The sequence below is a fragment of the Kitasatospora sp. NPDC034035 genome (assembly GCF_055575755.1).
This window is the reverse complement of record NZ_JBVISA010000032.1, coordinates 85300-108873: the sequence shown is the minus strand read 5'-3', so window position 1 is coordinate 108873 and position 23574 is coordinate 85300. Positions and strand designations below refer to the sequence as shown.

The 23574-nt window shown below is 70.7% G+C and carries 21 protein-coding genes and 1 pseudogene; 12 read left to right on the top strand and 10 right to left on the bottom strand.

Annotated elements, in window-relative coordinates; genetic code table 11:
- The 6 genes and pseudogenes from ACZ52J_RS33855 to ACZ52J_RS33830 all read right to left on the bottom strand — a co-directional run.
- Positions 1-443, bottom strand: a pseudogene (locus tag ACZ52J_RS33855) (galactose-1-phosphate uridylyltransferase); the annotation flags it as partial.
- 130 nt (positions 444-573) lie between these two features.
- Positions 574-1614, bottom strand: coding sequence for an ABC transporter permease (locus tag ACZ52J_RS33850; RefSeq protein WP_360503613.1), 1041 nt, complete (start codon positions 1612-1614; stop codon positions 574-576).
- Entirely contained in the window at positions 1611-3206 is a 1596-nt protein-coding gene (locus ACZ52J_RS33845; protein WP_465624214.1) for a sugar ABC transporter ATP-binding protein, read from the bottom strand. Before ACZ52J_RS33845 ends, ACZ52J_RS33850 begins: the two co-directional genes overlap by 4 nt.
- A 47-nt stretch (positions 3207-3253) precedes the next feature.
- Positions 3254-4252 (bottom strand): substrate-binding domain-containing protein, encoded by a 999-nt coding sequence (locus ACZ52J_RS33840; protein WP_465624212.1) that lies wholly within the window; start codon positions 4250-4252, stop codon positions 3254-3256.
- Between the two features lie 324 nt (positions 4253-4576).
- Positions 4577-5383, bottom strand: coding sequence for a DeoR/GlpR family DNA-binding transcription regulator (locus ACZ52J_RS33835; RefSeq protein ID WP_360503621.1), 807 nt, complete (start codon positions 5381-5383; stop codon positions 4577-4579).
- Between the two features lie 190 nt (positions 5384-5573).
- Positions 5574-7694, bottom strand: coding sequence for an alpha-galactosidase (locus ACZ52J_RS33830; RefSeq protein ID WP_465624210.1), 2121 nt, complete (start codon positions 7692-7694; stop codon positions 5574-5576).
- A gap of 408 nt (positions 7695-8102) precedes the next feature.
- Here ACZ52J_RS33830 and ACZ52J_RS33825 point away from each other — a divergent pair, with 408 nt between their 5' ends.
- On the top strand, positions 8103-9134 hold the full coding sequence (locus ACZ52J_RS33825; RefSeq protein ID WP_465624208.1) for a substrate-binding domain-containing protein: 1032 nt from the start codon (positions 8103-8105) through the stop codon (positions 9132-9134).
- A gap of 267 nt (positions 9135-9401) precedes the next feature.
- Positions 9402-10232, top strand: a complete 831-nt coding sequence (locus tag ACZ52J_RS33820; protein ID WP_465624206.1) for a YhjD/YihY/BrkB family envelope integrity protein — start codon at positions 9402-9404, stop codon at positions 10230-10232.
- 127 nt (positions 10233-10359) lie between these two features.
- On the opposite strand, the gene ACZ52J_RS33815 is transcribed toward ACZ52J_RS33820, so the two are convergent.
- The gene (locus ACZ52J_RS33815; protein WP_465624204.1) at positions 10360-11646 is read right to left on the bottom strand and encodes an MFS transporter; all 1287 of its coding nucleotides are present in this window, start codon (positions 11644-11646) and stop codon (positions 10360-10362) included.
- Complete coding sequence (locus ACZ52J_RS33810; protein WP_465624202.1) at positions 11643-12182, bottom strand: ArsR/SmtB family transcription factor; 540 nt, start codon at positions 12180-12182, stop codon at positions 11643-11645. The genes ACZ52J_RS33815 and ACZ52J_RS33810 overlap by 4 nt, the downstream gene beginning before the upstream one ends.
- 142 nt (positions 12183-12324) lie before the next feature.
- Between ACZ52J_RS33810 and ACZ52J_RS33805 the strand changes: the two genes are divergently transcribed.
- The 7 genes from ACZ52J_RS33805 to ACZ52J_RS33775 all read left to right on the top strand — a co-directional run bounded on the left by ACZ52J_RS33805 (position 12325) and on the right by ACZ52J_RS33775 (position 17630).
- Positions 12325-12648, top strand: a complete 324-nt coding sequence (locus ACZ52J_RS33805) for a hypothetical protein (protein WP_465624200.1) — start codon at positions 12325-12327, stop codon at positions 12646-12648.
- 441 nt (positions 12649-13089) lie between these two features.
- A complete protein-coding gene (locus ACZ52J_RS33800) occupies positions 13090-13455 on the top strand; it encodes a hypothetical protein (RefSeq protein WP_465624198.1) in 366 nt (121 codons plus the stop codon).
- A 152-nt stretch (positions 13456-13607) separates the two neighbouring features.
- The gene (locus tag ACZ52J_RS33795; protein ID WP_384379104.1) at positions 13608-13955 is read left to right on the top strand and encodes a VOC family protein; all 348 of its coding nucleotides are present in this window, start codon (positions 13608-13610) and stop codon (positions 13953-13955) included.
- A gap of 246 nt (positions 13956-14201) precedes the next feature.
- Entirely contained in the window at positions 14202-15164 is a 963-nt protein-coding gene (locus ACZ52J_RS33790; protein ID WP_465624196.1) for an alpha/beta hydrolase, read from the top strand.
- A 317-nt stretch (positions 15165-15481) separates the two neighbouring features.
- On the top strand, positions 15482-16432 hold the full coding sequence (locus tag ACZ52J_RS33785) for an SDR family NAD(P)-dependent oxidoreductase (RefSeq protein WP_465624223.1): 951 nt from the start codon (positions 15482-15484) through the stop codon (positions 16430-16432).
- 288 nt (positions 16433-16720) lie between these two features.
- The gene (locus ACZ52J_RS33780; protein ID WP_360503649.1) at positions 16721-17248 is read left to right on the top strand and encodes an Imm50 family immunity protein; all 528 of its coding nucleotides are present in this window, start codon (positions 16721-16723) and stop codon (positions 17246-17248) included.
- Positions 17232-17630, top strand: a complete 399-nt coding sequence (locus ACZ52J_RS33775) for an Imm50 family immunity protein (RefSeq protein ID WP_465624194.1) — start codon at positions 17232-17234, stop codon at positions 17628-17630. Before ACZ52J_RS33780 ends, ACZ52J_RS33775 begins: the two co-directional genes overlap by 17 nt.
- Positions 17631-17826: 196 nt before the next feature.
- On the opposite strand, the gene ACZ52J_RS33770 is transcribed toward ACZ52J_RS33775, so the two are convergent.
- A complete protein-coding gene (locus ACZ52J_RS33770) occupies positions 17827-18522 on the bottom strand; it encodes a DUF1062 domain-containing protein (RefSeq protein ID WP_465624192.1) in 696 nt (231 codons plus the stop codon).
- 823 nt (positions 18523-19345) lie between these two features.
- On the opposite strand from ACZ52J_RS33770, the gene ACZ52J_RS33765 reads away from it, so the two are divergent.
- Positions 19346-20077 carry a DUF7873 family protein gene (locus tag ACZ52J_RS33765; RefSeq protein ID WP_360503656.1) on the top strand — a complete coding sequence of 244 codons (732 nt, stop codon included), beginning with the start codon at positions 19346-19348 and terminating at the stop codon, positions 20075-20077.
- 644 nt (positions 20078-20721) lie between these two features.
- Here the strand turns inward: ACZ52J_RS33765 and ACZ52J_RS33760 are convergent.
- Entirely contained in the window at positions 20722-21303 is a 582-nt protein-coding gene (locus ACZ52J_RS33760; RefSeq protein WP_465624190.1) for an RICIN domain-containing protein, read from the bottom strand.
- A 399-nt stretch (positions 21304-21702) separates the two neighbouring features.
- Here ACZ52J_RS33760 and ACZ52J_RS33755 point away from each other — a divergent pair, with 399 nt between their 5' ends.
- Positions 21703-22068 (top strand): hypothetical protein, encoded by a 366-nt coding sequence (locus ACZ52J_RS33755; protein ID WP_465624188.1) that lies wholly within the window; start codon positions 21703-21705, stop codon positions 22066-22068.
- Between the two features lie 546 nt (positions 22069-22614).
- Positions 22615-23574: a hypothetical protein gene (locus ACZ52J_RS33750; RefSeq protein ID WP_465624186.1), complete on the top strand. Its 960-nt coding sequence runs from the start codon at positions 22615-22617 to the stop codon at positions 23572-23574.

The following is a 23574-nucleotide window of genomic DNA, read 5'->3' as shown; positions in this document are numbered from 1 at the left end:
AGGCGGGCCCGCTCGGGGGTGAGGTCGGCGAAGGAGGCGTCGTGGTCGGCGGTGAAACAGACGACCTCGCAGCGGCCGGCGCCGGGACCGCCGGTGTGCAGCGGGTCGGACTCCGCGGGCACGTGTGCGGCCGCGTCGAAGGAGAGGGACGGGAAGCGGTTCTCGAAGACCGCCGCCTCGTAGTCCAGGGCCGGGATCTCGCTCGACCGGTCCGGCCGGGAGGGGCAGAGCGGGCACTCGTCGGCGGGCGGGAGGTGGGTGCGGGCCTGGCGGTGGGCGGCGATGGTGACCCAGTCGCCGGTGGCGGGATCGAGACGGATCGCGGAGAGGCTGGTGGTGGCCTCCGGCGGCCGCAGGTCGGTGGCGTCGCGGACCACGGACTCGTCGGTGTCGTAGTAGATCAGCTCGCGGCCGTCCGCGAGCTTGGTGGTGGTCTTCTTCACTGTTCTGCCTTCCGGGACCTCCGGCACGTCACGGAGGTCGGCGTTTCCAGGATGGTCGGCGGTGCCCATGGCGGAGGCCGCCTCCGGTGGGGGGCGGAGGCGGCCTCCAGGGGGCTCGGGAGAGGGCGGGTCAGGCCGGCAGGCCGACCGCCCGCTCGCGGCCGCGCCGCTGCTGGATGACCACGGCGGCGACCAGCAGCAGGCCCTGGGCGACGTTCTGCCAGAAGGTGTTGATGCCCTGGACGGTGAGGCCGTTCTGCAGGGCTCCGAGCAGGGCGACGGCCAGCAGGGTGCCGCCGATCCCGCCCTTGCCGCCCTTGAGGGCGCAGCCGCCGAGGGCGGCGGCGGTGATGGCCTGGAGTTCCAGGCCCTCGCTGCCGGAGGTGGGCTGTCCGGAGCCGGTGCGCGCGGTGAGCAGGACACCGGCCACGGCCGCGACCATGCCGGTGAGCGCGTACACCGAGAGCAGGTACTTGTTGAGGTTGATGCCGGCCAGCCGCGCGGCGGTGTCGTTGCCGCCGAGGGCGTAGATGTTGCGCCCGATGTCGGTGTAGGTGAGCAGGACGTGCACGGCGGCGGCGATCAGGATGAGGATCCACACCATCGTCGGCAGGCCGGCGATCTTGCCGCGGCTGAGGAAGACGAACAGCGGGTCGCCGAGCACGTAGCCCTGGGCACGTCCGTCGGAGATCAGCTGGGCGACGCCCTTGTACGCGGCCAGTCCGGCCAGGGTGGCGATGGTCGGGTTGACCCGGCCGTAGATGATCACGGCGCCGTTGAGCAGGCCGACGGCGGCGCCGACCAGCACGGCCGCGCCCATGCCGAGCAGTGCGCTGGAGCCGGTGGAGGTGAACACCATCGCGCTCACCACGGAGGCGAGGCCGGCCTGGGAGCCCACCGAGATGTCCAGGCCGCCGCAGATGATCACCACCGTCTGGACCACGGCGAGCAGCCCGGCGATGGTCGCCGCCTCGGCGATCACCTGGATGTTGTTCCAGCTCAGGTAGTTGATGTTGAGCGAGCCGAACAGGGCGAGCACGGCCGCGAGGGCCAGCAGCAGGATGAGGTTCTGGCCACCGACGACGTCGAGCAGCGCCCGCGGACCGGTCGGCCGCGCGGGCCCGGCCGGGGCCTGCGGCCGCTGGTCGGCGGTGGCGGAGGGGGTGGTCATCGGGCAACTCCGGTGGTGGCGTCGGTGTCGGTGGTACGGGGGCCGGTGGCGAGGTCGTCCGTCATGGCCAGGGCGAGGACGGCCTCCTCGGAGGCCTCGGCGCGGCCGAGTTCGCCGGTGACCCGGCCGTTCTGCATGACGAGGATCCGGTCGGCCAGGCCGAGGACCTCGGGCAGCTCGGAGGAGATCACCAGGACGGCGACGCCGTCGCGGGCCAGGTCGGCGATGATCTGGTAGATCTCGGCCTTGGCGCCGATGTCGACGCCGCGGGTCGGTTCGTCCAGGATCAGCAGCTCGGGGCGGCGGGCGAGCCAGCGGGCGAGCACCACCTTCTGCTGGTTGCCGCCGGAGAGCGTCCGGACCTCGGTCTCGATCGAGGGGGCGCGCACCCGCAGCCGGTCCGCGTACTCCTGGGCGAGCTGCTTCTCGGCGGCGCGCTTGACGAAGCGTCGGCGCCGCAGCCGGTCGAGGCTGACCAGGGAGGTGTTGTCCCGGATGGCGCGGTGCAGGAACAGTGCCTGGGCCTTGCGCTCCTCGGGTGCCAGGCCGAGGCCGGCCCGGATCGCGTCCTTGGGGGAGCGCAGGCGCACCGGCCGACCGCCGAGGATGATCTCGCCGGAGCGGATCGGCGCGTCCCCCGCGAGGGCGAGGGCCAGTTCGGACCGGCCGGCGCCGATCAGCCCGGCGAGGGCGACCACCTCGCCGGCCCGGACCTGGAGGCTGACGTCGCGCACGTCGTCGGTGGTGAGGCCGCGGACGTCCAGCACCACCCGGTCGGTGGCGACGTCCTGGCGGACGAACAGGCCGGCCAGGTCGCGGCCGACCATCAGCCGGACCAGCTCGCGCTCGTCGGTCTCGGCGGCGGGCAGGACGCCGGTGAGGGTGCCGTCGCGCAGGACGGCGATCCGGTCGGCGAGCCGGAAGATCTCCTTCATCCGGTGCGACACGTAGACGATCGCGATGCCCTGGTCGCGCAGCCGGCCGATCAGGGCGAACAGCGCCTCCACCTCGTGTTCGGACAGGGAGGAGGTGGGTTCGTCGAAGGCGATCGCCCGGGGCGGCACGGCGCCGGTGAGCGCTCGCATGATTTCGACCAACTGGCGTTGTGCGGCGGTGAGTTCGGATCCGAGCAGGTCAGGGTCGAGGACCTGGTCGAAGCCGAGTGCGGCGAGGTCGGCGGTGATCCTGCGGCGCAGTTCGGCGCGGTCGAGGCGGCGGCCGGCCCGGCGGGGGAGGCTGCCGGCGTAGACGTTCTCGGCGACCGACACGTGCGGGATGATCTCCGGCTCCTGCGGGATGATCCGGATGCCCGCGCGGCGCGCGTCGGTCGGCGAGGAGAGGTCGAGGGGGACGCCGTCGAGCAGGACCCGGCCCTCGGTCGGGCGGTGGTCGCCACTCAGGATGCGCAGCAGGGTCGACTTCCCGGCGCCGTTCTCGCCCATCAGGGCGGTGACCTGCCCGGGCGGGAAGGCGACGGTGACGCCGTGCAGTGCCCGGACACTGCCGAAGGCCTTGCCGACGTTCTCGGCGGCCAGGCCGAGGACGGGCTGCGGGGACGGTCCGCCGCCGGGCGGGGATTCGGGTGCGGTCATGTGTGCCTCGCTGGAGGTGCGAATCGGACGGTTCTGGTGCGGCACCGTCAGTTGCAGGTCATGCCGCTGTTCTGCCACGTGGCAGCGTCGACCATGGTGGTGGGGGCGAAGCCCTCGGCGGGGAAGTCCTTGTTGTTCTTGAGCTTGTCGTACATGGTCTGGACGGCCAGTGCGCCGACGTCCTTGCCGTTGATGAAGAGTGCGGCCTTCATGCCGGTGGGCTTGCCGCTGGTCCAGTCCTTGCAGGCGAGGTAGGCGCCGAGGCCGACGCCGGCGATGTCGTCGGGGCTGACGCCGGCGTTCTGCAGGGCGGTGACGGACCCCTGGACGTTCTCGTCGTTGCAGCCCCAGACGATCCAGTGCTTCACGCCGGGGTTGGCGGTGAGGGTGGCGGCGGTCTTGTCCTGGGCGCCGGTGGGGGTGTTGTCGGTGGCGACGTCGATGTTCTTCACGCCGTCACCCGCGGCCTGGGCGAATGCGGCCTTCGCGGCCTTGACGCGGTCGCCGCACACGGTGACGTCCTGCTTCCAGGCGGAGATGATCCGGGTGTCGGCCGCGTTCCAACCGGCCTTCTTGAACTCGGCGGCGGCCCGCTTGCCGACCTCCCCGCCCATCTGCTCGCCGCTGAACCCGACCCGGGGGACCAGATCGCTCTTCGCGCAGGCGCCCGGGGCCGGGCCGGTGACGCAGATCTGGTCGTCGGAGGTGAGGAGGGCGACCTTGGCGTCCTTGGCGGTCTGCACGACCTGCGGGCCCACCGCCGGGTCCGGCACGACCACGATCAGCCCGTTGCTCTTGCCGGCGATCGCCGACTGCACCTCGCTGACCGTCTTATTGGCGTCGTTGCCCAGGTTCACGACCTTCAGGTCCACCCCGAGCTCCGCGGCCTTCGCCTTCGCGCCCGCCGCCTCGCCGACGAAGTACTCCTGGTCCCCCTGCTTCTGCAGGTACGTCAGCGACACCTTGCCTTCGACCTTCGCGGTGTCACCCGCGCCCGACGACGACTCCTGGCCCGTCGAGCAGCCCACCGCGGCTACCAGGGACACACAGCCCAGCACGGCAACGGACAGAACCCGACCACGACGAATGAACATGCGAAGACTCCCGGTAAGGAGAGAAGGGTGAGGGAAGAGCCCGCGGGAAACATCCGCGGAGCCGGTAGCGCTTGAATCAAACACAATCGATCAGAACCAAACTTGATCAAACGTGCTCGCACAGGAAACTCCCCTGTCGGGCGTTCGTCAAGACCTTCGTTCCCGCTCGCGTCGATTCGAGACGATCCCGTTATCCGCATCCGCCGGAGCCGCGCGACTGCGCCCCACCCGCTCTCCCCACCGGGAGTCGAGGAAACAACTGCCGTGACCAGAGGGTCAGTTGACTGACTCTGCGACGATCACCTCGCCCACCTGCTCGGCCACGACGGTCCGGCGCTCGGCGGACAGCCCCTCGTCGGTGACCAGCACGTCGACCTGGTCCAGGGCGGCGAAGGTGGCCAGGCCGACGGTGTCCCACTTGGTGTTGTCGGCGACCACGACCACCCGGCGCGCGGAGCCGATGAACACCCGGTTGGTCTCCGCCTCGGCGAGGTTGGGCGACGTCAGCCCGGCCTCGACGGAGATGCCGTGGCAACCCAGGAAGAGCACGTTGACGTGCAGCGAGCGGATCGCCTGGTCGGCGAGCGGGCCCACCAGGGCGTCGGAGGGCGTGCGGATCCCGCCGGTGCGCAGCACGGTGGTCCCGGCCCCCGCCCCCGGGCCGGCCTGCTCGAACACCTCGGCGATCCGCAGGGAGTTGGTCACCACGGTCAGCCCGTCCACCGACGCCAGCTCCCGGGCGACGGCGTGCGTGGTCGTGCCCGCGCCCAGGCCCACGGCCATCCCGGGGCGGACCAGTTCCGCGGCGGCCCGGGCGATCGCCTCCTTGGCGGAGAGCTGCCAGGACGACTTCGCCTCGAAGCCCGGCTCCTGGCTGCTCGGGGCGCCGGCCGGGACGGCGCCGCCGTGCACCTTGTCCAGCAGCCCCTGGCGGGCCAGGGCGTCCAGGTCCCGGCGGATGGTCATGTCCGAGACGCCGAACTCACGGGTGAGTTCGTTCACCCGCACCCCGCCCCGCTGCCGGAGCCAGTCGAGGATCATCGCGCGCCGTTGCCGCGCCAGCAGCTGTGCGTTGTCAGTCACGTGGCACTCCTAGGTACGCACGCGGACGCGGCCGGCCCGCGGGCGGTACGGCCCGACGGCCCGACCGTTTCGGGTGCGTCTGTTGGTGGTGGAACGTGTGACTATACGTGTCCGGGTCGTCGGCCTTTCTCCCGATGCCGACGGGTGGTGGTCCCGTGGCCACGGGGTGGTGGAAGGCGGCGGTGCCGGGTCAGGACAGGGTCGTCCAGCCCTGCGCCGCCGAGGAGTTGGGCTGATCGGTGACCACGGCGGAGGTGGCCGCCGGGTTGGGGGCGTCCAGCACCAGGCCGGTGGCGACGTTGGTGACGGTCAGCGCGCCGGTGGCGGTGTTCTGGACGACCCGCCACTTCTGCTGGGCGTTGTTCGGGTCGTAGCCGTTGGTCACGTATGCCGCCGCGCCGGCCGAGCCGGGTGCGGTGAGGGTGCCGTGGACCTGCGTGCCGGTGGAGCAGTTGTCGGTGATGTGCACCGTGCCGTCGGCGTTCGCGGCGAAGTTCCACTGCTGCGAGGTGTGGGTGTTCCACCACGTGTTGACGTCGACGATCGCACCGTCCGCGGCACTGCAGGTGCCCTGGACCTCCAGGGCCTGGCCGCCGGTGCCGCCCGCGCTGATCCCGTGGTACTTGCCGTCACCGATCACCGCCGCCGCCACGGTGGCGGCCTGGGGGGAGAGCCGGAACATCGCGACGCCGTGCGGGGCGACCCAGTTGCCGCCGACCGTGCCGCCGGCGGCGACCGTGCCGGTGGCGCCGGTCCACAGCTCCTTGTACGTGTAGCCGTTGCCGGTCAGGCCGAGCGAGGCGAGGCTGCTGCCGATCGTCTGCCAGTTGTTCGGGTCCTGGTTCACCAGCAGGACGGCCGTGTCGCCGCCCGCGAGTCGGCGCTTGAGGACCACCGGGCCGGTGCTGCTGTTCGGCGCGGCGCCGACCAGGGTGGCGGGCTTGGCGAGCGCGTCCTGGTCGATCCGGATGACGTCGGCGTTCTTCATGATCGCCAGACTGGCGGCGGTGATGCCGGTGGACCAGGTGGTGCCGCCGTCGGTGTGCTGCGAGTCGGCCGCGGCGCGCAGGTCCGCGCCGGACACGAGCGGCGAGGCCATCATCGACAGGACGGACACCTCCGTGCGCGACTCGTCGTCGGTGAACGGCTTGTGACAGGAACAGGTGTCGGTGACGCCCCACGAACCGTAGACGTCCTGCCAGCCGGCGAACATCATGTCCATGTCGTTCCAGCTGCCCGGGCGCACGTTGCCCGGGTACTGCAGCGCGGTCTGCAGCTGCCCGCCGTACAGCACGCCGCTCAGGTCGCTGGCGCGGTCGCCGCCGATCCGGCACATGTTGGCGACCTGCCCGCACCAGACGCCGGTCGGCGCATAGCCCGGGGACTGGTACGGCGGGGTGCCGGCGGCCTGGACCACCGGGTCGGTGCGGGCCGGGTCGTTGGCGTTCAGCAGGTACGGGACGCCGGTGTGGACGGGCTGGGCGGAGAGGCTGAGGGCGACCTTGGGCCTGCCCCGGGCGGCGGAGGCGGCGTCGAGCGCCCGCTGGAAGGTCTGTACCCGGGCGTACATGGACTGGGTGAGTTCCTTGCCCTCGCCCTGGGTGCCGTAGTTGTGGCCGTCCGGGCCGGTGATCGGCGGGCCGTACGGGCAGTCGTCGTACTTGACGAAGTCGACGCCCCAGGAGACGAAGTCGTTCGCGTCGGTCGTCTCGTGGCCGAGGCTGCCGGGGTGCATCTGGCAGGTGAGGTAGGTGTCGGTGGCGTACAGCCCGAACTTCATGTTCTTGCTGTGGGCGTACCAGGCCAGGTACTGGATGCCGTTGACGGTCTGCCCGTTGACGGTCTGTGAGGGGAAGGTGTCCGCGCGCGGGACCAGGTGGCCGGAGGTGGGGTCGTTGCCGGTGCCGTCGGTGCCGGCGACCGGGTTCCCGGCCGCGTCGTAGAGCTGCATCGAACCGTACGAGGTCCGCACGAGGTCGGTGCTCTGGCCGTCGCGGTGCCACAGCGACCAGCCGTCGTCGATCGTGACGGTGTCGTAGCCGGCCGCCACCAGGCCGTTGGCGGACATGAAGTCGATGGTCTGCTTGACCTGCTGCTCGGTCACGTTGGTGCCGAGCGAGTTCCAGGAGTTCCAGCCCATCGGCGGGGTGAGGGCGGTGCCGTTGTCCAGGGCGGCGGCCGGGGTGGCGGTGGTCAGCGCGACGGCGCCGAGGCCCGAGGTCGCCAGGGCGAGCGACAGCAGCGCACCGGCTATGGCGCGGGGTGACCCTGCGGTGAATGAGCGCAGGCGTGGGCGCAGGCGTGGGCGCATGGGTGCTCCAAGATGGTGGGCAGTGGGGGTGCCAGAGCGATCGCCTGTTGAGATGTGTTGAGTAATGTCGAGAGCCGACGGAAGCCACTCAGGCCTCAACAGGGGCAGGCGCAGGCTAGTGGCTCGCCCCGGTCCGACTCAAGTGCCGTTCCCAGGAGCGATAACGAGCGGGTATCGGCCTGCATCTCGTCGTCGCGAGATCTTGACGGCCAGGTGAACGTGGCGTTTCCTAGCAGCTCTGCGTTCGAACACGTTGGCTTCTGATCGGTTTGAACGTTCAAACCGTCACATTCGCTCTGCCTTGCCCTTCTGCGCTCCCACGCTCCTACGCTCTTGCCCTCCTGCGCTTCGCACTCATCCGCTCCGCCGGCCGCACACCGGACGGTCGCCGTTCAAAGGAACCAGGCCATGCGCTCCACTCGAGCCCGCCGACCGGCACCCGCCGCCGCGGCCGGCGCGGCCGCTCTCGCCCTGGCGCTGACCGGGTGCTCGGGCGAAGGGCCGGGCACCTCGGGCCACGGCCCGATCTCCATCACCTTCCTGCAGAAGCAGGGCGACCAGGGCTACTTCGTCGACGAGGCGGCCGGGGCCAAGGCCAAGGCCCGCGAGCTCGGCGTCGAGCTGACCCTCGTGGACGTCGGCAACGACCGCGACCGCTCGCTCACGGAGGCCAAGAAGGCGATCGACCACAAGACGGGTGGCCTCATCGCCGTCGTGCCCGACCCATCCGTGGGCCCCGAACTCGTCGCCCTCACCCGCCAGGCCGGCCTGCCCCTGCTCTCCGCCGACGACCAGATCTGCGCCGACTACACCGATCCCGGTGCCTGTTTCGCCAACGGACTGGTGCCCCGGGTCGGCTTCAACGGCGCCACCATGGGCGCCGCGGTGGGTGAACGCGCGGCCGGCGAATACACCAAGGCCGGCTGGAAGGCCGCCGACACCTGGACGCTGTCGATCGGGAACAGCGACATCCCGGTCTGCCGGGACCGCATGAACGCGGCGGTGGACGCGTTCTCCGTCCACGGCGGTGCGGCGCTGAAGACCGCGAAGGTGTGGGCGGCCAACACCGTCGAGGACGCCCGCCGCCGAACCGCCTACGCCCTCACCTCCAAACCCGGCGTCAAGCACTGGGTGGTCTGGGGCTGCAACGACGAGGACACCGAGGGCGGCATCCAGGCCCTGAGTGAGGCGGGCTTCGGACCGGACAACGTCATCGGCGTCGGCATCGGGGCCTACCTCGCCTGCAAGGACTGGCTGACCGGCAAGCCCGCCGCGATGCGGGCCGCGCTCCTCCTCAAGGGCTCCCAGGTCGGCGCGCTCGCCGTCCAACAGATGGTCGACCGGCTGAAGGACGACAAGGCGCTCCCGCGCGAGACCACCGTCCCCGCCACCATGGTCGACCCCTCCAACTGGCAGGCGTCCGGCGCCGTCTGCGCCTGACGGCCCTGGAAGCGACAGCGGTCGGGGCCGGTCTCAGCCTCCCCGCCCGGACCGAAGGCCGTTCGCACCCGCGTCCGCGTCGGAACCTTCCCGGGCAGGGCGGTCGCGCTAGGCTCGCGTCGTTGCGGAGCTCCGATACCCGAGGAGAGCGGCACGGCACACATCAACCACGAGCGCCTCACCAAGACGCTGACGTTCTGGTTCCGTCCGGCTTTCACGCTGCGCGTCGTCAACCGCTTCCAGCGAATCGTCGGCTTCGACCGGTCGATGGCGCTGGCTTCCGGGGCATTGGCGGCGCTGGTCCCGCTCGCGATGCTCACCAGCGCCCTCCTCGGCCTCGTCGGACACCAGGACGTCGCGAACCCGATCATCAGTCGGTACGGCCTCACCAGCGGTGGAGCCGAGGCGGTCAGACAGCTCTTCTCGTCGGCCACCGACGCGACCGCCGGCGAGGGCGTCCTCGGGACTCTCTTCCTGGTGATCTCCGTGTTGAGCTTCACCCGGTCCGCGCAGCGGTTGTTCGAACAGACCTGGCAGCTCAAGCCGCTCAGCGTGCGCAACACACCGAACGGCTTGCGGTGGGTTCTCGTCCTCCTGGCGTACCTGGTCGTCACCGGCTGGCTGCGCGTCGAGCTCGGTCGTGGGCGCCTCGAACTGACAGTGTCTCTGTGCCAGGCGCCGCTGACGGCAGGTTTCTTCCTCTGGAGCGGCCGGCTCCTCTCCGCACAGCGGATCGCCTGGCGGGAGCTGCTCCCGTTCGCCGTCGTCGGGGCGGTCCTGACATCGGCCTACTCGGTCGGCGCGACCGTCTATCTGCCGCACCTCTTCGATTCCTACACCACTCGCTACGGCCCGGTGGGCGCTGTCGTCGCGATGATCTCGGCGCTCTTCACCGTCATGCTGGTCGTCGTCGGATCGGCGGCCCTCGGACGGGAGGTCGGCGACGAGCTCGGCCGGATCCGTCGGGGGCAGCGCCCTCCCCACGACGAGGTCCTGCGCGAGTGGGAGAGCCTGGTGGAGCAGATTCGATCGCATTGGCGTCCGGCTCGGGAGCAGTTCTCCCGGCACCACGGACCCGAGGACCCGAAGCACCGCTGACCGGCTCCCGTGGAACGCCCACGCCGTGCACGGCAGGACCCAGGAACACCTCCTTAACCCGGACGTCAGCCCACTGACCCTCACCTACCAGGCCTTCGCCGTACGCGACGCCGGCCCGGTCAGGACCTCACTTGGCGCCCGCGTGAACGGGAACCCGGGATTCCTGCTGATCCGGACCATCGACCGGGGCGGCGGCACGCAGCGCCGCCTCGACCCGGCGGTTGCTCGTCATGGTCGACGTGACGGCGGTCATGGTGAGGAGGAGGCCGGCGGCGGCGTAGAGCGGGGTGCGTACGTCGTAGGTGGTGGCCAGCCAGCCGCCGAGGAAGGCGCCGAAGGGGGCGGCGCACATGCCGAGCATGCGGGAGGTGGAGGCGACCCGGCCCATCAGGTGGGCGGGGACGATCGTCTGCCGGAGGGAGGGGCCGAGCACCATCGTGGCGCCCATGCCCGCTCCGCAGACGGCGAGCGCGAGGCCGGCGACGTACGGGTTCGGGGCGGCGGCAAAGCCCAGGATGGCGAGTCCCTCGACGGCGGCCGTGCAGGTCAGTGCGGCGCCGGTGCCGAGCCGTCGGCCGAGGAAGGAGGCGATGCCCGCGCCGAGCAGACCGCCGGTGGCCTCCGCCGTGAGGAGCAGGCCGAAGCCGAAGGTGCCGACGCCGAGACGATCGTGCGCGAAGAGGGCGAGTACGGTCTCCACGGCGAGGAAGGCGATGTTCCCGACCGCCGGACGCAGCGCGAGCCCCAGCAGCAACCGATCCCGGAAGACGTACGACGCGCCGGCCCGGGCCTGCCGCAGCAGCGACTCACGGGCCTGCGGTACGGGCCGGGGTGCGGCAGGCAGCGACCGTACGAGCACCGCGGAGAGCGCGAACGACACCGCGTCGGCGAGCAGCGGAAGCGCCCGCCCGAGCGCGAGCAGGGCACTGCCCGCGGGCGGCCCCGCGAAGCCGGACGCGGCGGTCTGGGCGCCACGCAGGCGGGAGTTGGCGCGCTCCAGGAGCGCGGTGTCGCGGCCGAGCAGATCCGGCAGATAGGCCGTGGCGGCCGTGTCGAAGAAGAGTCCGCCGAGGCCGAGCAGGAAGGCGACGGCCGCGAGCAGCGGAATGCTCAGCACGTCGAGCGCGGCCGCTGCCGCCGGTATCGCAAGCAGCACCGCACGCGCCGCGTCCGTGACCCACATCGTGCGCCGACGGTCCCAGCGGTCCACCAGCGCACCGCCGAGCACCCCGAAGAGCAGCCACGGCAGCGTTCCGGCGGCCGTGACGACGGCGAGTGCCATCGGATCCCGCGTCAACGTCAGCGCGAGCAGCGGCAGCGCGGCATGCGACACCCCGTCACCGAGCGAGGACACCGTCTGAGCGGTCCACAGCCGTCCGAACCCGGTCGGCAACTTCTTGACGTCGTAGGTCACTTGGCGTCCCCTTCGGCCTGCGCGCGCTGTGCCGGGTGGAAGAGTGCGAAGACGAGTGACGCGTCCGGCAGCGACGGATCGGACAGCTCCCGGTACTCGTCCGCCAGCGCCTGCAGTCGCGCCCCCAGCTCGGCGAACTGCTCCTCGGTGAGCCGCAGATGCGCCATCCGTACGTGGCGCTCGCCGTCGGCCGGCGACGCCTCGAGGTCCGCCACCGCATGCCGCATCAGCACGTCGGGCCCTCCCTCGCCCGGATCCGGCAGCTCGATCGACCGCGCGGCCATGGCGTAGTACCGCTCGGTGACCCCCCGGACCTTCCGGGTTCGCACCACCTTCACCAGGCCGGCCCGTTCGAGCAGTCGTACGTGGTAGCTGGAACTCCCCTTCGCGAGGCCCACCCGCTCGGCGATCTGCGTGATCGTCGCGGGCTCGAAGCGGAGCACGGCCATGATCCGGTGACGCGTGAGATTGGAGACGGCGCGTAGCTGCTCGTCCGTGGTGACGTGGAACGTCTCGGGAAGATCATCGGTAGGCATGCGAGTAATGGTCAACGACTCTTGACCATTGGTCAAGGGGGTTTCGCCCGGCCGAGCGCAGGCGGTGCAGCGTGTTTGCCCCGGTTGTGGAGCATTTGTTGCCAATATCTCCGTACATGTCCGTGACTGCAGAGGAGGAGCCATGTCCGTGATCCTGACGTTGGAGGTCGCCGGCGATCCGAAGGCGTTGGAGCAGTACGCCCAGGACAACAGGAAGACCTTCCACGGGGTCCTCGAAGCGGCGAAGCGTCATGGGCTCATCGCCCACCGCTTCTACGGCACCGAGGACGGTAGCCGCCTGATGGTGTTGGACGAGTGGCCCGACCGGCAGAGCTTCGAGTCGTTCTTCCAGGAGCAGGACTCCGAGATCCGGCCGATGTTCGAAGCCGCAGGAGTAACGACGCAGATCGAACCGAAGGTCTGGCGGGAGCTCTCCACCCAGGACGCCTACGGCTGGGGCGCCTGATCCCGGAGGTACCACGTCGGCCGAGAGCCGACCTGCCACGCCGGGTGCCGCGCGGGCGGCAGCCCAGGGCGTCGGAGCGTCCGAGAAGGTCGGCGAGGTACCAAAGGTCGGCGTGGTACCAGATGACGGGCAGCCCCATCTCGGTGCCCTGAAGCCCGGGTTCGCGTCAGCGGTGACGTACGCGTGGACGCCACCGCTGACGCCCCGGAGCCACTGGTCGCCCGGGCGCTCACCCAGCGGTAGGCGGGTCGGCAGGGAGGTCGGCCTGGCACGGGCCGCGCACCGGACGAAGCGTCAGGGAAACGTCCGGCCAACGTCGTTCCTCGACCTGCCGGTGCACGGGCAGACTGCTGTGCGGACAACGACAGGGGGCGCCCCATGCCAGAGGTCGCTGTTGTCCACCGTTCCAGTGCCCCGGGGCCAACGAACCACGGAGGAACCATGCGTCGTCGTATCGGAGCAATGATCGCTGCCGCCTCGCTGGCCGGCATCAGTATTGTCGGCATGTCGGGAACCGCCCACGCCGGCACGACCGGTTCGGTCAGCATCTCGGTTCCGGGCTGCATCGGCCATCTGAACCTCGCGGCCAACTGGGCCTACGGCCACCTGGACTCGTACACCACCACCTGCTGGCTGACCATCTTCGATCGGAACGACCAAACCCATGCGATGAGCTCCCAGACCATCTCCTTCGGGCCTGGCGGGAGCGGTGACACGGGCCAGTTCTACCACGACAGCGTCGTCCACGCGGTGGCCATGGCGATCTCCAACGGCAGCCAGAGCAACGACACGGCCTGGTACCACTGAGGCCGACGATCCGGTCGGACGGGCCGGCCAACGGGCCGTCCGATCTGTGATCGTCCTCGACGCGTCCCCGCCGGAGTGGGTGGCCGGCGGCGGGCGCGCCGTAGTACTCCTGGGGAGACAACGTCAGGTTCGTTCCCCGTTTGGAGTCGTCGATGGCCGTTCGCCGTGTCGTGCCCAACATCCGCTCCGAGGCCGCGCAGGAGAGCCGGGAGTTCTACGGCCTCCTGGGCTTCGAGGAGGTCATGAACCACGGCTGGATCATGACCCTCGCCTCCCCGTCCAGCCCGGCCGCGCAGATCAGCGTCATGACCAGTGACAAGACCGCGCCCGTCGCCCCCGACATGAGCGTCGAGGTGGACGACGTGGATGCGGCCTACGCGGTCATGCGGGAGAGCGGTGCGGAGATCATCCACCCCTTGCAGGACGAGGAATGGGGCGTACGGCGATTCTTCGTCCGCGACCCCAGCGGACGGGTGGTCAACGTGCTGGGCCATCGCTGACGGCCCGCGCGCCCGGTGAACGTGCCGGCCACGGCCACTCGTCGAGCGGACCGGTCGTGCCCGCCGGCCCGCGGTCCCCGCGGTCCCGCGGTGAAGTCGAGCCATCCGTCGGCGCTCGGGGGACCTCCCCGGCCGGGGGCGCTGCGGGGCGGCGCGGGTGGGGCTGGCAGGCTGTGCCGGTCGGGGCGCTGCCGGGTGCCCCTCGGCGAGGGGGTACTGGTGGCGGGTGAGCCGGGGGGTCGGCGCGTGCCCCCTCTTGACCGGCAGGTGCGGGCGGCGGTGGCGGCCGCTGGTGAGCGGGCGCGGGAGGTGCTCACCCCGGAGCGCCTGACGGCGTGGCAGGAGCGGGACGTCGCCGCCCGGCCCCGCCCGACGCTCGACCGGTTGCGCGATGGGGGCCGGTTCGAGGTGGAGGAGCTGCGGGTGCCGCGGGCCGACGGCAGCGACGTCACGCTCGTCAGCGCGCGGCCCGCCGGGGTTCGCCAGGCGCTGCCGCTGCTGTACTACCTGCACGGCGGCGGGATGGTGACGGGCAACGCGTGGTCCGTCCTGCCTCGGCTGCTGCGCGCGTGGGCGCTGCCACTGGGGCTGGCGGTCGTGTCCGTCGAGTACCGGCTGGCGCCGCGCACCCGCTTCCCCGGGGCCGTCGAGGACTGCTACGCCGGACTCGCCTGGGCGGCCGAGCACGCGGACGTACTGGGCGTGGACCCGCGGCGCGTGATCATCGGCGGCAAGAGCGCCGGGGGCGGGCTCGCCGCGGCCCTGGCCCTGCTGGCCCGCGACCGCGGCGGTCCGTCGCCGGTCGGCCAGCTGCTGCTGAGCCCGATGCTCGACGACCGCGGCGACACCTTCTCCAGCCACCAGATGGCCGGCCACGACACCTGGGACCGCACCTCCAACGCCACCGCCTGGCAGGCCCTGCTCGGCGACCGGTACGGCGCCGCCGACCTTTCGCCGTACGCGGCCCCGGCCCGGGCCACCGACCTGTCCCGGCTGCCCCCGGCGTACGTCGACGTGGGGTCCGCCGAGACCTTCCGGGACGAGGCCGTCGGCTACGCCAACGCGATCTGGCAGGCGGGCGGCGAAGCCGAACTGCACGTGTGGCCCGGCGCCTGCCACGGTTTCGACACCATCGCCCCGAACGCGGCCCTCACCCAGGACGCCCACGACGCCCGCACCCACTGGCTGCGGCGCGTCCTCCAACGGTGAACCCGGCTCGGACCGGCCTTAACCGGCTCGAACCGGCGTGACCCCCCGGCCCGAGCCGGCAGACACGGGCGGCACGCGGCACGCAGCACGCGGCGTGAGGTGTCGGCCCCGTCGGCACGGGCCCTCTCCAGCACACCGTCTGCGGAGACCGTGCCCCCAGGTGGTCGGAAGCCTGTCGGCGGTGACGGTGATCTGTCGGCGGCATGTCGGCGGCATGTCGGCCGTATGCCGACCGTATGCCGGTGGGGGGTGCGACCTTGGGCGGGCTGGTGCTCGCCGTGAGCACGCAGCCCCCCGAGTACAAGGAGTCGGTCACCGTGTCTTCCTCATCCCAGGGCCGACCGTGGAATGTTCACCGCCTGCCGTCCGCCGAGGGCAGGACCGTCCTGGTCACCGGCGGTAATGCCGGGATCGGCTACTTCGTCGCGGAGCAGCTCGCCGCGACCGGCGCCGTCGTCGTGCTCGGCAGCCGGGACGCCGCGAAGGCCGAGGCCGCCATGGCCTCGATCCGCTCGCGCGTCACCGGCGCGCACGTGCGCCACCTTCGGCTGGACCTCGCCGACCTGTCGTCCCTGAAGGCCGCCGTGGACAGGCTGGACCTCGATCACCTCGACGCGGTGGTCCACAACGCGGGGGTCGCGCTCGACGACCCGCCGCGTCGAGAGACCGCGGACGGCCATGAGCTGATGTTCGCCACCAACCACCTCGGCCACTTCGCGCTCACCCAGTGGCTGGCCCCCCTGCTGTCCGCGGCGCCGAGGGGCCGCATCGTGACGGTGGGAAGCTTCGCGGCAAGGTCAGAGCGACTGGACCTGGGCGATCTGCAGTCGACCCGGGACTACCGGCCCAAGCGCACCTACGGCCGGTCGAAGCTGGCGCAGATGTGCTTCGGCTTCGAACTCGACCGCCGTCTGCGCGCCGGCGGCAGCACCGTGCTCAGCGTGGTGGCCCACCCCGGCGGCGCACTGGACTCCCTCACCCCGTCCCGCCCGCCGGTGCGCGTGACTACCCCCGGCGAGCGGCTGCGCGGCCTGCCCGCCGGGCTCCTGGTGCAGGGCAAGGACGCCGGGGCATGGCCCGTCGTCCGTGCCGTCCTCGACCCGGAGGTGCAGGGAGGGCAGCTGTGGGGGCCGAGGGTCTTCGGCCTGCGCGGCACACCACGGCGTGAGCCCGTCCCCGCTCACATGGCCGACCCGGCCGTCGCCGCCGGCCTGTGGGCCGCCAGCGGTGAGCTGGTCGGCGCCGACGAGCACCTCGGCTTCCGGTAGGCACGCAGCCGCAGGACGGGGCGGCCGTCCGGTCGCCAACTGCCCTTCTCAGGGCGGTTGGCCAGCGGAGACGGCATGGAACGGCCGTTCGGTTGCCGTTTTCTGGGAGCTTCCTGGGAGCGCTCGAGGGTCGTTCCGATCCGCCTGCCGTCGGCGTCGGTGATCCGGGCCCGGACCGAGGGAGCAGTATCATCCCAGCTCAGGCGCCCGTTATTCGATCTCCGACTGCACCGGGGACGAGGATCGGCCAGCAGGGCGCGAAAGCACCCGGAGCGAAGGGACCCACCCGTGTCAGCCGACACCTGGCCGGAACTCCTGATCCACTCCGAGCGGTTGACCGCGCTCTACTCCGAGCTGCCGCCCCTGGAGCACCTGGTTCTCAGATCGGTGCACCTGAGTCCGTACGGCGCCGCCGTGACGTTGCGGGTCGAGTTCCCGCGCTTCCCGGACCTCGCTCCCGCGGCGTGGACCGACGCCGGATGCGACCGGTTCGAGGCCCAGATCGAGTTCATGGGTGTGGACGAGGACCTCCGGATGCGGGGTGTCCCCCACCACACCGTGGTCGACATCGGGCTCACCCCCTTCGTCGAGGGCCGAGTACGCCGGATCACGGTCGCGGTGAGCGGGCCGGGGCTCACGCTGGACTTCACCGCGCATGCGGAGCTCAAGGCCGGCCATCTCAACGCCTACCGCTCCGGCGACGCCGATCCCTATGCGGCCCCGCGGTGGTTCGAGAGCCGGCTCGACCAGCGCCGGCACCCGAACCAGGTGCTGCCTCCCACAACGGCGAAGGTGTTCTATGAACGGTGCCCATGACTGGTCTGCCGAGTTGACCAGCCCCGAGACGGTCCGCATGGTCCTCGGCTCCCCGCCGCCACCACTGAGCGACTACGAGCTGACCTCCGTCCTCATCGACGAACGCGAGGCGTCGGTCACGCTGAGGTTCTTCGCCTTCGCCGTCCCGGCCGGCGCCGCGCAGCTGTGGCAGGAGCGAGGCCACAACGCGGTCGAGTTCGTCCTGCTCTGCCTCGGCGTGACGAACCTCGAAGTGGACGCCTGGTCCGGCTGGCCCACGACCACCGCCACCCTCACGGGGAAGACGGTCGTACTCGGCGGCCGGGGCAAGCAGGTGTCCTTCCAGGCCGCCCGGATCCGCGCCGAGTCCCCTATCGGACGGCTGGCCAGCCGAGCGCAGTGACGTCACCCGAAGGTCGAACAGGCTCCCTCAGCGGCTGTTGTCGTTCCGATCTTTTGGGTGTTGGTCGAGCAGGAGTCTCGATCGGGTGACTGTGGGATCGGGTGACGGTGGCGGGTGCCGGACAGAGCAGGGCCTCTTGGCAGTTCGAAGGCTGTCTACGCCAACAGGCTGTCCAGGAGGCCCTGCTGTCCCTCTTCTACGCTCCCGCCGTCGCCGAGCGCGATGATTGCTGCAGCGTGTCGTGCAACCCGACGTGGCTCAGGTCAGTGCGCACGTCGGTCGGAGCGCCGAGGAGCTTCGAGTGTTTCGCGACGTCGACGGATCCGGGTCCGTGGATGGTGAGCTCGAAGTCCTGACGCACCTTGGCGTCCAGAGCCGGCGGCAGGTGGATACGCCCGTCCCCGACCATGCGTCGTATCTCGGTGCGGCTCAGACCGAGCCCGATCATGAGCAGTCGTTCGACGCGGACCGGCGCGGGCAGCTCGAAGCTGACCAGCACCTTGAGCGGTGTCGGGTCGTCGAGTGCGTAGAGGGGCGTGCGGGTCTCCAGTTCCCAGGTGCCGGTCCAGTCGAGGCGGTAGCCGTTCTTCGCGGCGAGCGACGCACTCATCGTCAGCTCCCGTACCACGGCCGGGTCATTGCTCTCGTACGCCACCCGGCGAGCGGGCTCCAGCGACGAGACGTGGACGCGTTCGTGGACGGGCACCTTCGACGTACGGTCGCACGCTGCACAGCTCAGGAGAAGCCAGACGTCGAGGAGCTTGCCGTTCGCGTTGACGCGGATCTTGCCCGAGGGACGGTGACGCGTGCCGGAGCAGTCCAGGCAGGGTCGTACGACGGTGGGCAAGGCGGACTGACGCACGGCCCACAGGGCCTTGCGGTCGGTATTCATGGATGTGGTTGCTTTCAGGACTCAGCAGGAGCTCTCTCGCAGGCCGGGCTGCGGCTCCTGGGATCTGACGGATGCACACGAGGGCGCGAGTCATCGCCTCGGGGCCGAGTCGTCAGACTCCGAGGTCGACCGCGCGACAGGTTGGCTGGTGCTACGTGGCAGCCGTTACAGGTCCATGCGGGCGATCGTGATCGAGGCCACGTCCCGCAGGCAACTCATTTTCCGCCGCCCGCCCGCCCGCGAGCCCTGGCAGCGCCAGTGATCAGTCCTGTGGCCGTGGTCGGGCACCGTCGCGTGTGGACAATGCCCTCCCGTGACTTCAGATATAGGCCGCCCGAGATGGTGGTCCGCGCTTCGAGGCTTCCTGCTCTTCTTCGTGTGTGGCGGGCTTGGCTCCTTCGGCTATGGGGTGATTCGGCATCGCCCGGTCGACGGGATGCCGTGGGGCGGGCTGCTATTCGGGGCGATCATCTGTGCGATGCTCAGCGCCCTGATCCCGGGGCGACGGCGCCGCTGAAGTCCCTCTCACCCGAGGGAACGCGTTCAGGCCACGTCAGCCAGGGGCCGCCCGCCCCAGCGCAGTCTTTTCTCGCTGCGGATGCGGGCGCGTTCTCGGCGTTGGGCTGCGAGGACGTCGGGTGGCGGGCGTCGGCGTTGCGCCGGCGCAGGTAAGACACCAGCTACCAGGGAGGGCGCCGAGCAGGCTCCCTCAAGGAGAACCATCCGGACCTCAACCCGCTGCCGTGCTGCGAGACTTACCGGGACAGCTGCTCGATCAACAATTGAGTTTCGCGGTCTGTTCGGGGCTGATAGCGTCCTCGACGTGGCAAAGCTGAACCAGATCATCGCCGTTGAAAAGGGCGTCAAGTCCAAGTCCTTCCAGGAGCTGACGCAGGCCCACCAGGACCTGCAGAAGCCCGCGCTGCTGGCCGGGATCTCCCGCACCTACCAGCCCAAGGACGAGGAGGGCGAGCAGCTGCCGCCGGAGTCGACCCGTGTGCAGCTGAAGGCCGAGGACATCCTCCGGTCCACCGCGAACACCCTCACCCGGCTGTTCGACGTGACGGCCACCAAGGACTGGGCCAACATCGACGCCAGTGCCGACGTGGTGGTGGACGGCCAGGTGCTCCTGGCCCAGGTGCCGGTGCCGTACCTGCTCTTCCTGGAGAAGCAGCTCACCGACCTGTTCACCTTCGTGAAGAAGCTCCCGGTGCTGGACGCCTCCGAGTCCTGGAACCTCGACCCGTCCACCGACTCCTGGAAGACCGAGCCGGTGCGCACCATCCGGACCAAGAAGGTGCCGCGCAACCACGTCAAGGCCGAGGCCACCGAGAAGCACCCGGCCCAGGTCGAGGTCTACTACGAGGACATCGCGGTCGGCTACTGGACCACGGTCAAGTTCTCCGGCGCGCTGCCGGCCCGCCGGGTGAACGAGCTCGCCGAGCGGGTGGAGAAGCTCCAGCAGGCCGTCAAGTTCGCCCGCGAGGAGGCCAACGCGGTCGAGGTCACCGACCGGCGGGTGGGCGACGCCGTCTTCGGCTACCTGTTCCGGTAGCCTCACGATCACCCGCCCGGGGAGCCGGGCGGGTGCGCCGAGCGCGCCAAGGACCCCGTCCCGGGAGACCGGGCGGGGGGCGCTGCGCGGTGCGAAAAGCTGACACTGATGTTGAAGCTGACCAGGGGTCACAGTGGAGGTTCGATTCCTCCCCCCGGCACCACCGGCCGGGGTAGCCCAAGCCAGGCAGAGGCAGGCCCCTTGAATCTCAGACTCTCGCTCCAGTCTCAGCATTCGCCGCCGAACACCGGATCGACCGGGTGCGGACGAATATCGACGAATGCAGGTTCAAGTCCTGTCTGTGCCGCTCCGTGGCACGGTAGTTCAATGGCAGAACGCGTCGATTTCAATCTGATCCGCGACCCTTAAACGTGCCGGTGTGCGCAATTGGGCGGCAAACAGGGGCCCGGGAGCTGGCTACGCTCCCGGGTCCTCTCGCGTTTCCGGCACGGCCGACACGGCCGACACGGCGGGACCACGGCTGGGTTGCAGAGCCGCCGAACGGAGTCGCGGCAACATCACGCTCCATCCCTATGAACTCTGACTGCGCATCAGGGATGATGGCGCCGGCTCGGATGAGGCCGGCGCCACCGTTCCGGGCGGTTCCTGGTGGGGCAGGCTGCCCGGGGTCGACCCGGGGAGGGTCAGATCGACTCAAGCCACCAGCCCTGGTTGCTCCAGCCGTTGCTGTCCCAGAGCTGGACCTTGGTGCCGTTGGCGCCGATCGTGTTCAGGTCCGCGTCCAGCACACGGCCGTTGTAGCCGTTGACCCATCCGTAGCTGGCCGCGTTCCACCGCTGGTTGGTCCAGCCGTTGTAGTCCCAGAGCTGCACCTTGGTGCCGTTGGCGCCGATCGTGTTCAGGTCCGCGTCCAGGTAGCGGCCGCTGTAGTTGTTCTGGATGTAGTCGATGTTGCCGTCGGTCCACAGGGTCCAGTTCTGGTTGGTCCAGCCGTTGCAGTCCCAGAGCTGCACCTTGGTGCCGTTGGCGCCGATCGTGTTCAGGTCCGCGTCCAGGCACTTGCCGTTGTAGTTGCTGTGGATCCGGTACTGGCCCACGTAGTTCAACGCCGCCACGGCGCGGACCGCACCGGGCTTCGCGTTCGTACCGGACGCCCGGTCGGCGGCCGCGCCGCCGTCGGCAGCCGAAGCCGACCCGATGCCCGCGCCGAGGGCGGCCGCGGCCAGGGCCAGGATTCCGAGGCCGGTGCAGATCTGCTTGCGCATGAACTCTCCTCGCAGAATGAGTGAGCGTACGGAGCATGTGCACGATCCGGAAGCAATGCCGACCGGAGACCCGTCCCGCAGGTGTCCGTCCGCACGGGGATTCACCGCGCTGACCCTGCCTGACCACGACCGGGCCGATCCGGTGCCGGGCTCCGTGGCGCTTGTCGTGCCAGCCGACCGGCTGACACGACACATCCTCGCCGCGGCGGGACACCTGCGGCCACGACGTTGACCCGACGTTCGCCCGACACTTGCGCCCGGCCGGTCCGCCACGAAGGACGGGGTCTCCGACGAGCGACGAACGGCCCGAGAACGCGTCCGGGCCCGGCCCCCCGTCGGACCGGGGGCAGCCCCTCTCCTAGGGTGGCGTACGCACCGAGCCCGACAGGGAGACCGCCCATGACCAGCAGTTCTCGCCCGACAGCAGCCGTGTCGCCCGTCGAGGCCGGCAACACGCCTGCCCGGGTCAGTTTCTGGTCGGCTGCCCTGGGCGTCGGCCTGATCGTGGCCGTCTTCGCCACGCCGATGTTCTGGCTCTTGTACGGCGGCTACTACACGTTCGCCATGTTCGTGTCCGGGGTCGTCGCCATCCCGGCCGGGCATCTGGGCCGTCGCCGTGGCAAGCGCCTGGGCGGCCGCGACCGCGGTCTGGCCCTGCTCGGCATCGTGACCGGCTGGCTGCTGATCTTCTGCAGCCTGCTGCTGGTCCTGGTCTACGCCGGGGCGACGGCCGGACTCGGGTTCCTGGTCGACTCCGCAGGCTGAGCCACTGCCGCCCGGGCACACGGCCGCCCGGGCACGCGGCTGCGCGGGAGCGACCGGCCGGGCGCGGCAGGGGCGTGGAAGCGGTCGTCACCCGAGGGCTGCGGGAGCGCCTGCCCACCCGGCCGGCCGTCGATCCCGCTACGGTCGGTCAGGGAGGGAAGGGCCGCTCCGGGGGTATGTCTACGCACAGTCACCCCAATTGATGCGTGGTCGAACCGGGAATAGCCTGGGAGGACCGAGGGGCCGGCGGTTGCCAAAAGATGTCGGCGTGCCCTGGTCGTCGTCCGCGCTCCCCATCCCGGGGTCCCCGGGGTCCGCTGGTTCGGCTGGTTCGGCTGGTTCGGCCGGTTCGGCCGGTTCGGCCGGTTCGGCCGCTTGAGCGCGACGGCATCGAGGGCGGTGCGGTCGAGGGCGTGCGGGTCGAGGGCAGTGTGGTCGCGGTCTTCGCCCTCGGCGCCGCTCGGCACGTGGTGAGCGTCCCGGGGCCGAAACCCGACAGTCGCCACAACCCGACAGTCAGAGAAGGCGATCACGGTGGTATTCCAGATGTTTCCCGACACCGGCCAGCTCAGGCTCGCGAACCAGGCCACCACCGGCCTGGTCGCCTTCGACGTGGATCCGACGGTGTCGCCCTGGTTCCTGCAGGTGGTGGCCGTCGGGCCGAACTGCCAGCCGCTGCGCGGAAGGGCACCGGACATCGAACTCCGGGCGGGCCAGGGGCTGATCACGGCCATTCCGCAGAAACCCGCCGAGGCGGCCATCCCCGACGAGACCGGGAAAACGGTCGCGACCGCGTCCTGGACCCGGGACACGAGCGATGTCTTCACGGTCCAGCTGGACGTCGCCGCCCCCGGCGTCTCCGCCTGGAACCTGCGGATCACCAACAACGACCCGCAGGAGCTGGGATTCGTCTGGACCTCGGCCGGGTCCGTCGCGGACGGTCGGCAGCCGCGGCTCCAGATGAACACCACCGTGAAGGTGACCGTCCAGGGCACCGCGCCCGACCAGGTGATCCCCGTGGCCAACATCGGCCCGGGCACGCTGACCTTCGCCGGACCGGTCGAAGCGGACATGGGCGCCGGATTCGTCCTGCACAGCTTCCCCGACAGTCTCGCCCCCAACACCTGCGGCCAGCTCGTGCTCAAGGTCACCCCCGGCGGCCACTTCGCCGCACCCACGCAGACCGCGCACTTCACGCTGAACTGCAACGACACCACGAGCGCCGACAAGACCCTCCAGCTCACGCGCGAGCAGGTGAAGGACGGCAAGGACGGCAAGGACGGCAAGGACGGCAAGGACAAGGAGGGCAAGGACAAGGACAAGGAAGGCAAGGAGAAGGAGCACAAGGACCACGTCGGCAAGGAACTGGAGACGCACGTCAACCCGCTCGCCGGGCCCGCATCCGGTCAGCAGTCCGAACACTTCATCCCCGCGGACCAGCGCCCCGACCTCGCGGACAGCGCCCTCAGGAACGAGGACCCCGAGACGGGCCCGGGCAGAGGCTAG

What these genes read in the sequence shown, in the direction of transcription:
- ACZ52J_RS33850 (WP_360503613.1), bottom strand. Translation starts at nt 1,614, where the DNA reads ATGACCACCCCCTCCGCCACCGCCGACCAGCGGCCGCAGGCCCCGGCC.
- ACZ52J_RS33845 (WP_465624214.1), bottom strand. Translation starts at nt 3,206, where the DNA reads ATGACCGCACCCGAATCCCCGCCCGGCGGCGGACCGTCCCCGCAGCCC.
- ACZ52J_RS33830 (WP_465624210.1), bottom strand. Translation starts at nt 7,694, where the DNA reads ATGCGCCCACGCCTGCGCCCACGCCTGCGCTCATTCACCGCAGGGTCA.
- ACZ52J_RS33825 (WP_465624208.1), top strand. Translation starts at nt 8,103, where the DNA reads ATGCGCTCCACTCGAGCCCGCCGACCGGCACCCGCCGCCGCGGCCGGC.
- ACZ52J_RS33820 (WP_465624206.1), top strand. Translation starts at nt 9,402, where the DNA reads ATGGCGCTGGCTTCCGGGGCATTGGCGGCGCTGGTCCCGCTCGCGATG.
- ACZ52J_RS33810 (WP_465624202.1), bottom strand. Translation starts at nt 12,182, where the DNA reads ATGCCTACCGATGATCTTCCCGAGACGTTCCACGTCACCACGGACGAG.
- ACZ52J_RS33805 (WP_465624200.1), top strand. Translation starts at nt 12,325, where the DNA reads ATGTCCGTGATCCTGACGTTGGAGGTCGCCGGCGATCCGAAGGCGTTG.
- ACZ52J_RS33800 (WP_465624198.1), top strand. Translation starts at nt 13,090, where the DNA reads ATGCGTCGTCGTATCGGAGCAATGATCGCTGCCGCCTCGCTGGCCGGC.
- ACZ52J_RS33795 (WP_384379104.1), top strand. Translation starts at nt 13,608, where the DNA reads ATGGCCGTTCGCCGTGTCGTGCCCAACATCCGCTCCGAGGCCGCGCAG.
- ACZ52J_RS33775 (WP_465624194.1), top strand. Translation starts at nt 17,232, where the DNA reads ATGAACGGTGCCCATGACTGGTCTGCCGAGTTGACCAGCCCCGAGACG.
- ACZ52J_RS33770 (WP_465624192.1), bottom strand. Translation starts at nt 18,522, where the DNA reads ATGAATACCGACCGCAAGGCCCTGTGGGCCGTGCGTCAGTCCGCCTTG.
- ACZ52J_RS33760 (WP_465624190.1), bottom strand. Translation starts at nt 21,303, where the DNA reads ATGCGCAAGCAGATCTGCACCGGCCTCGGAATCCTGGCCCTGGCCGCG.
- ACZ52J_RS33755 (WP_465624188.1), top strand. Translation starts at nt 21,703, where the DNA reads ATGACCAGCAGTTCTCGCCCGACAGCAGCCGTGTCGCCCGTCGAGGCC.
- ACZ52J_RS33750 (WP_465624186.1), top strand. Translation starts at nt 22,615, where the DNA reads ATGTTTCCCGACACCGGCCAGCTCAGGCTCGCGAACCAGGCCACCACC.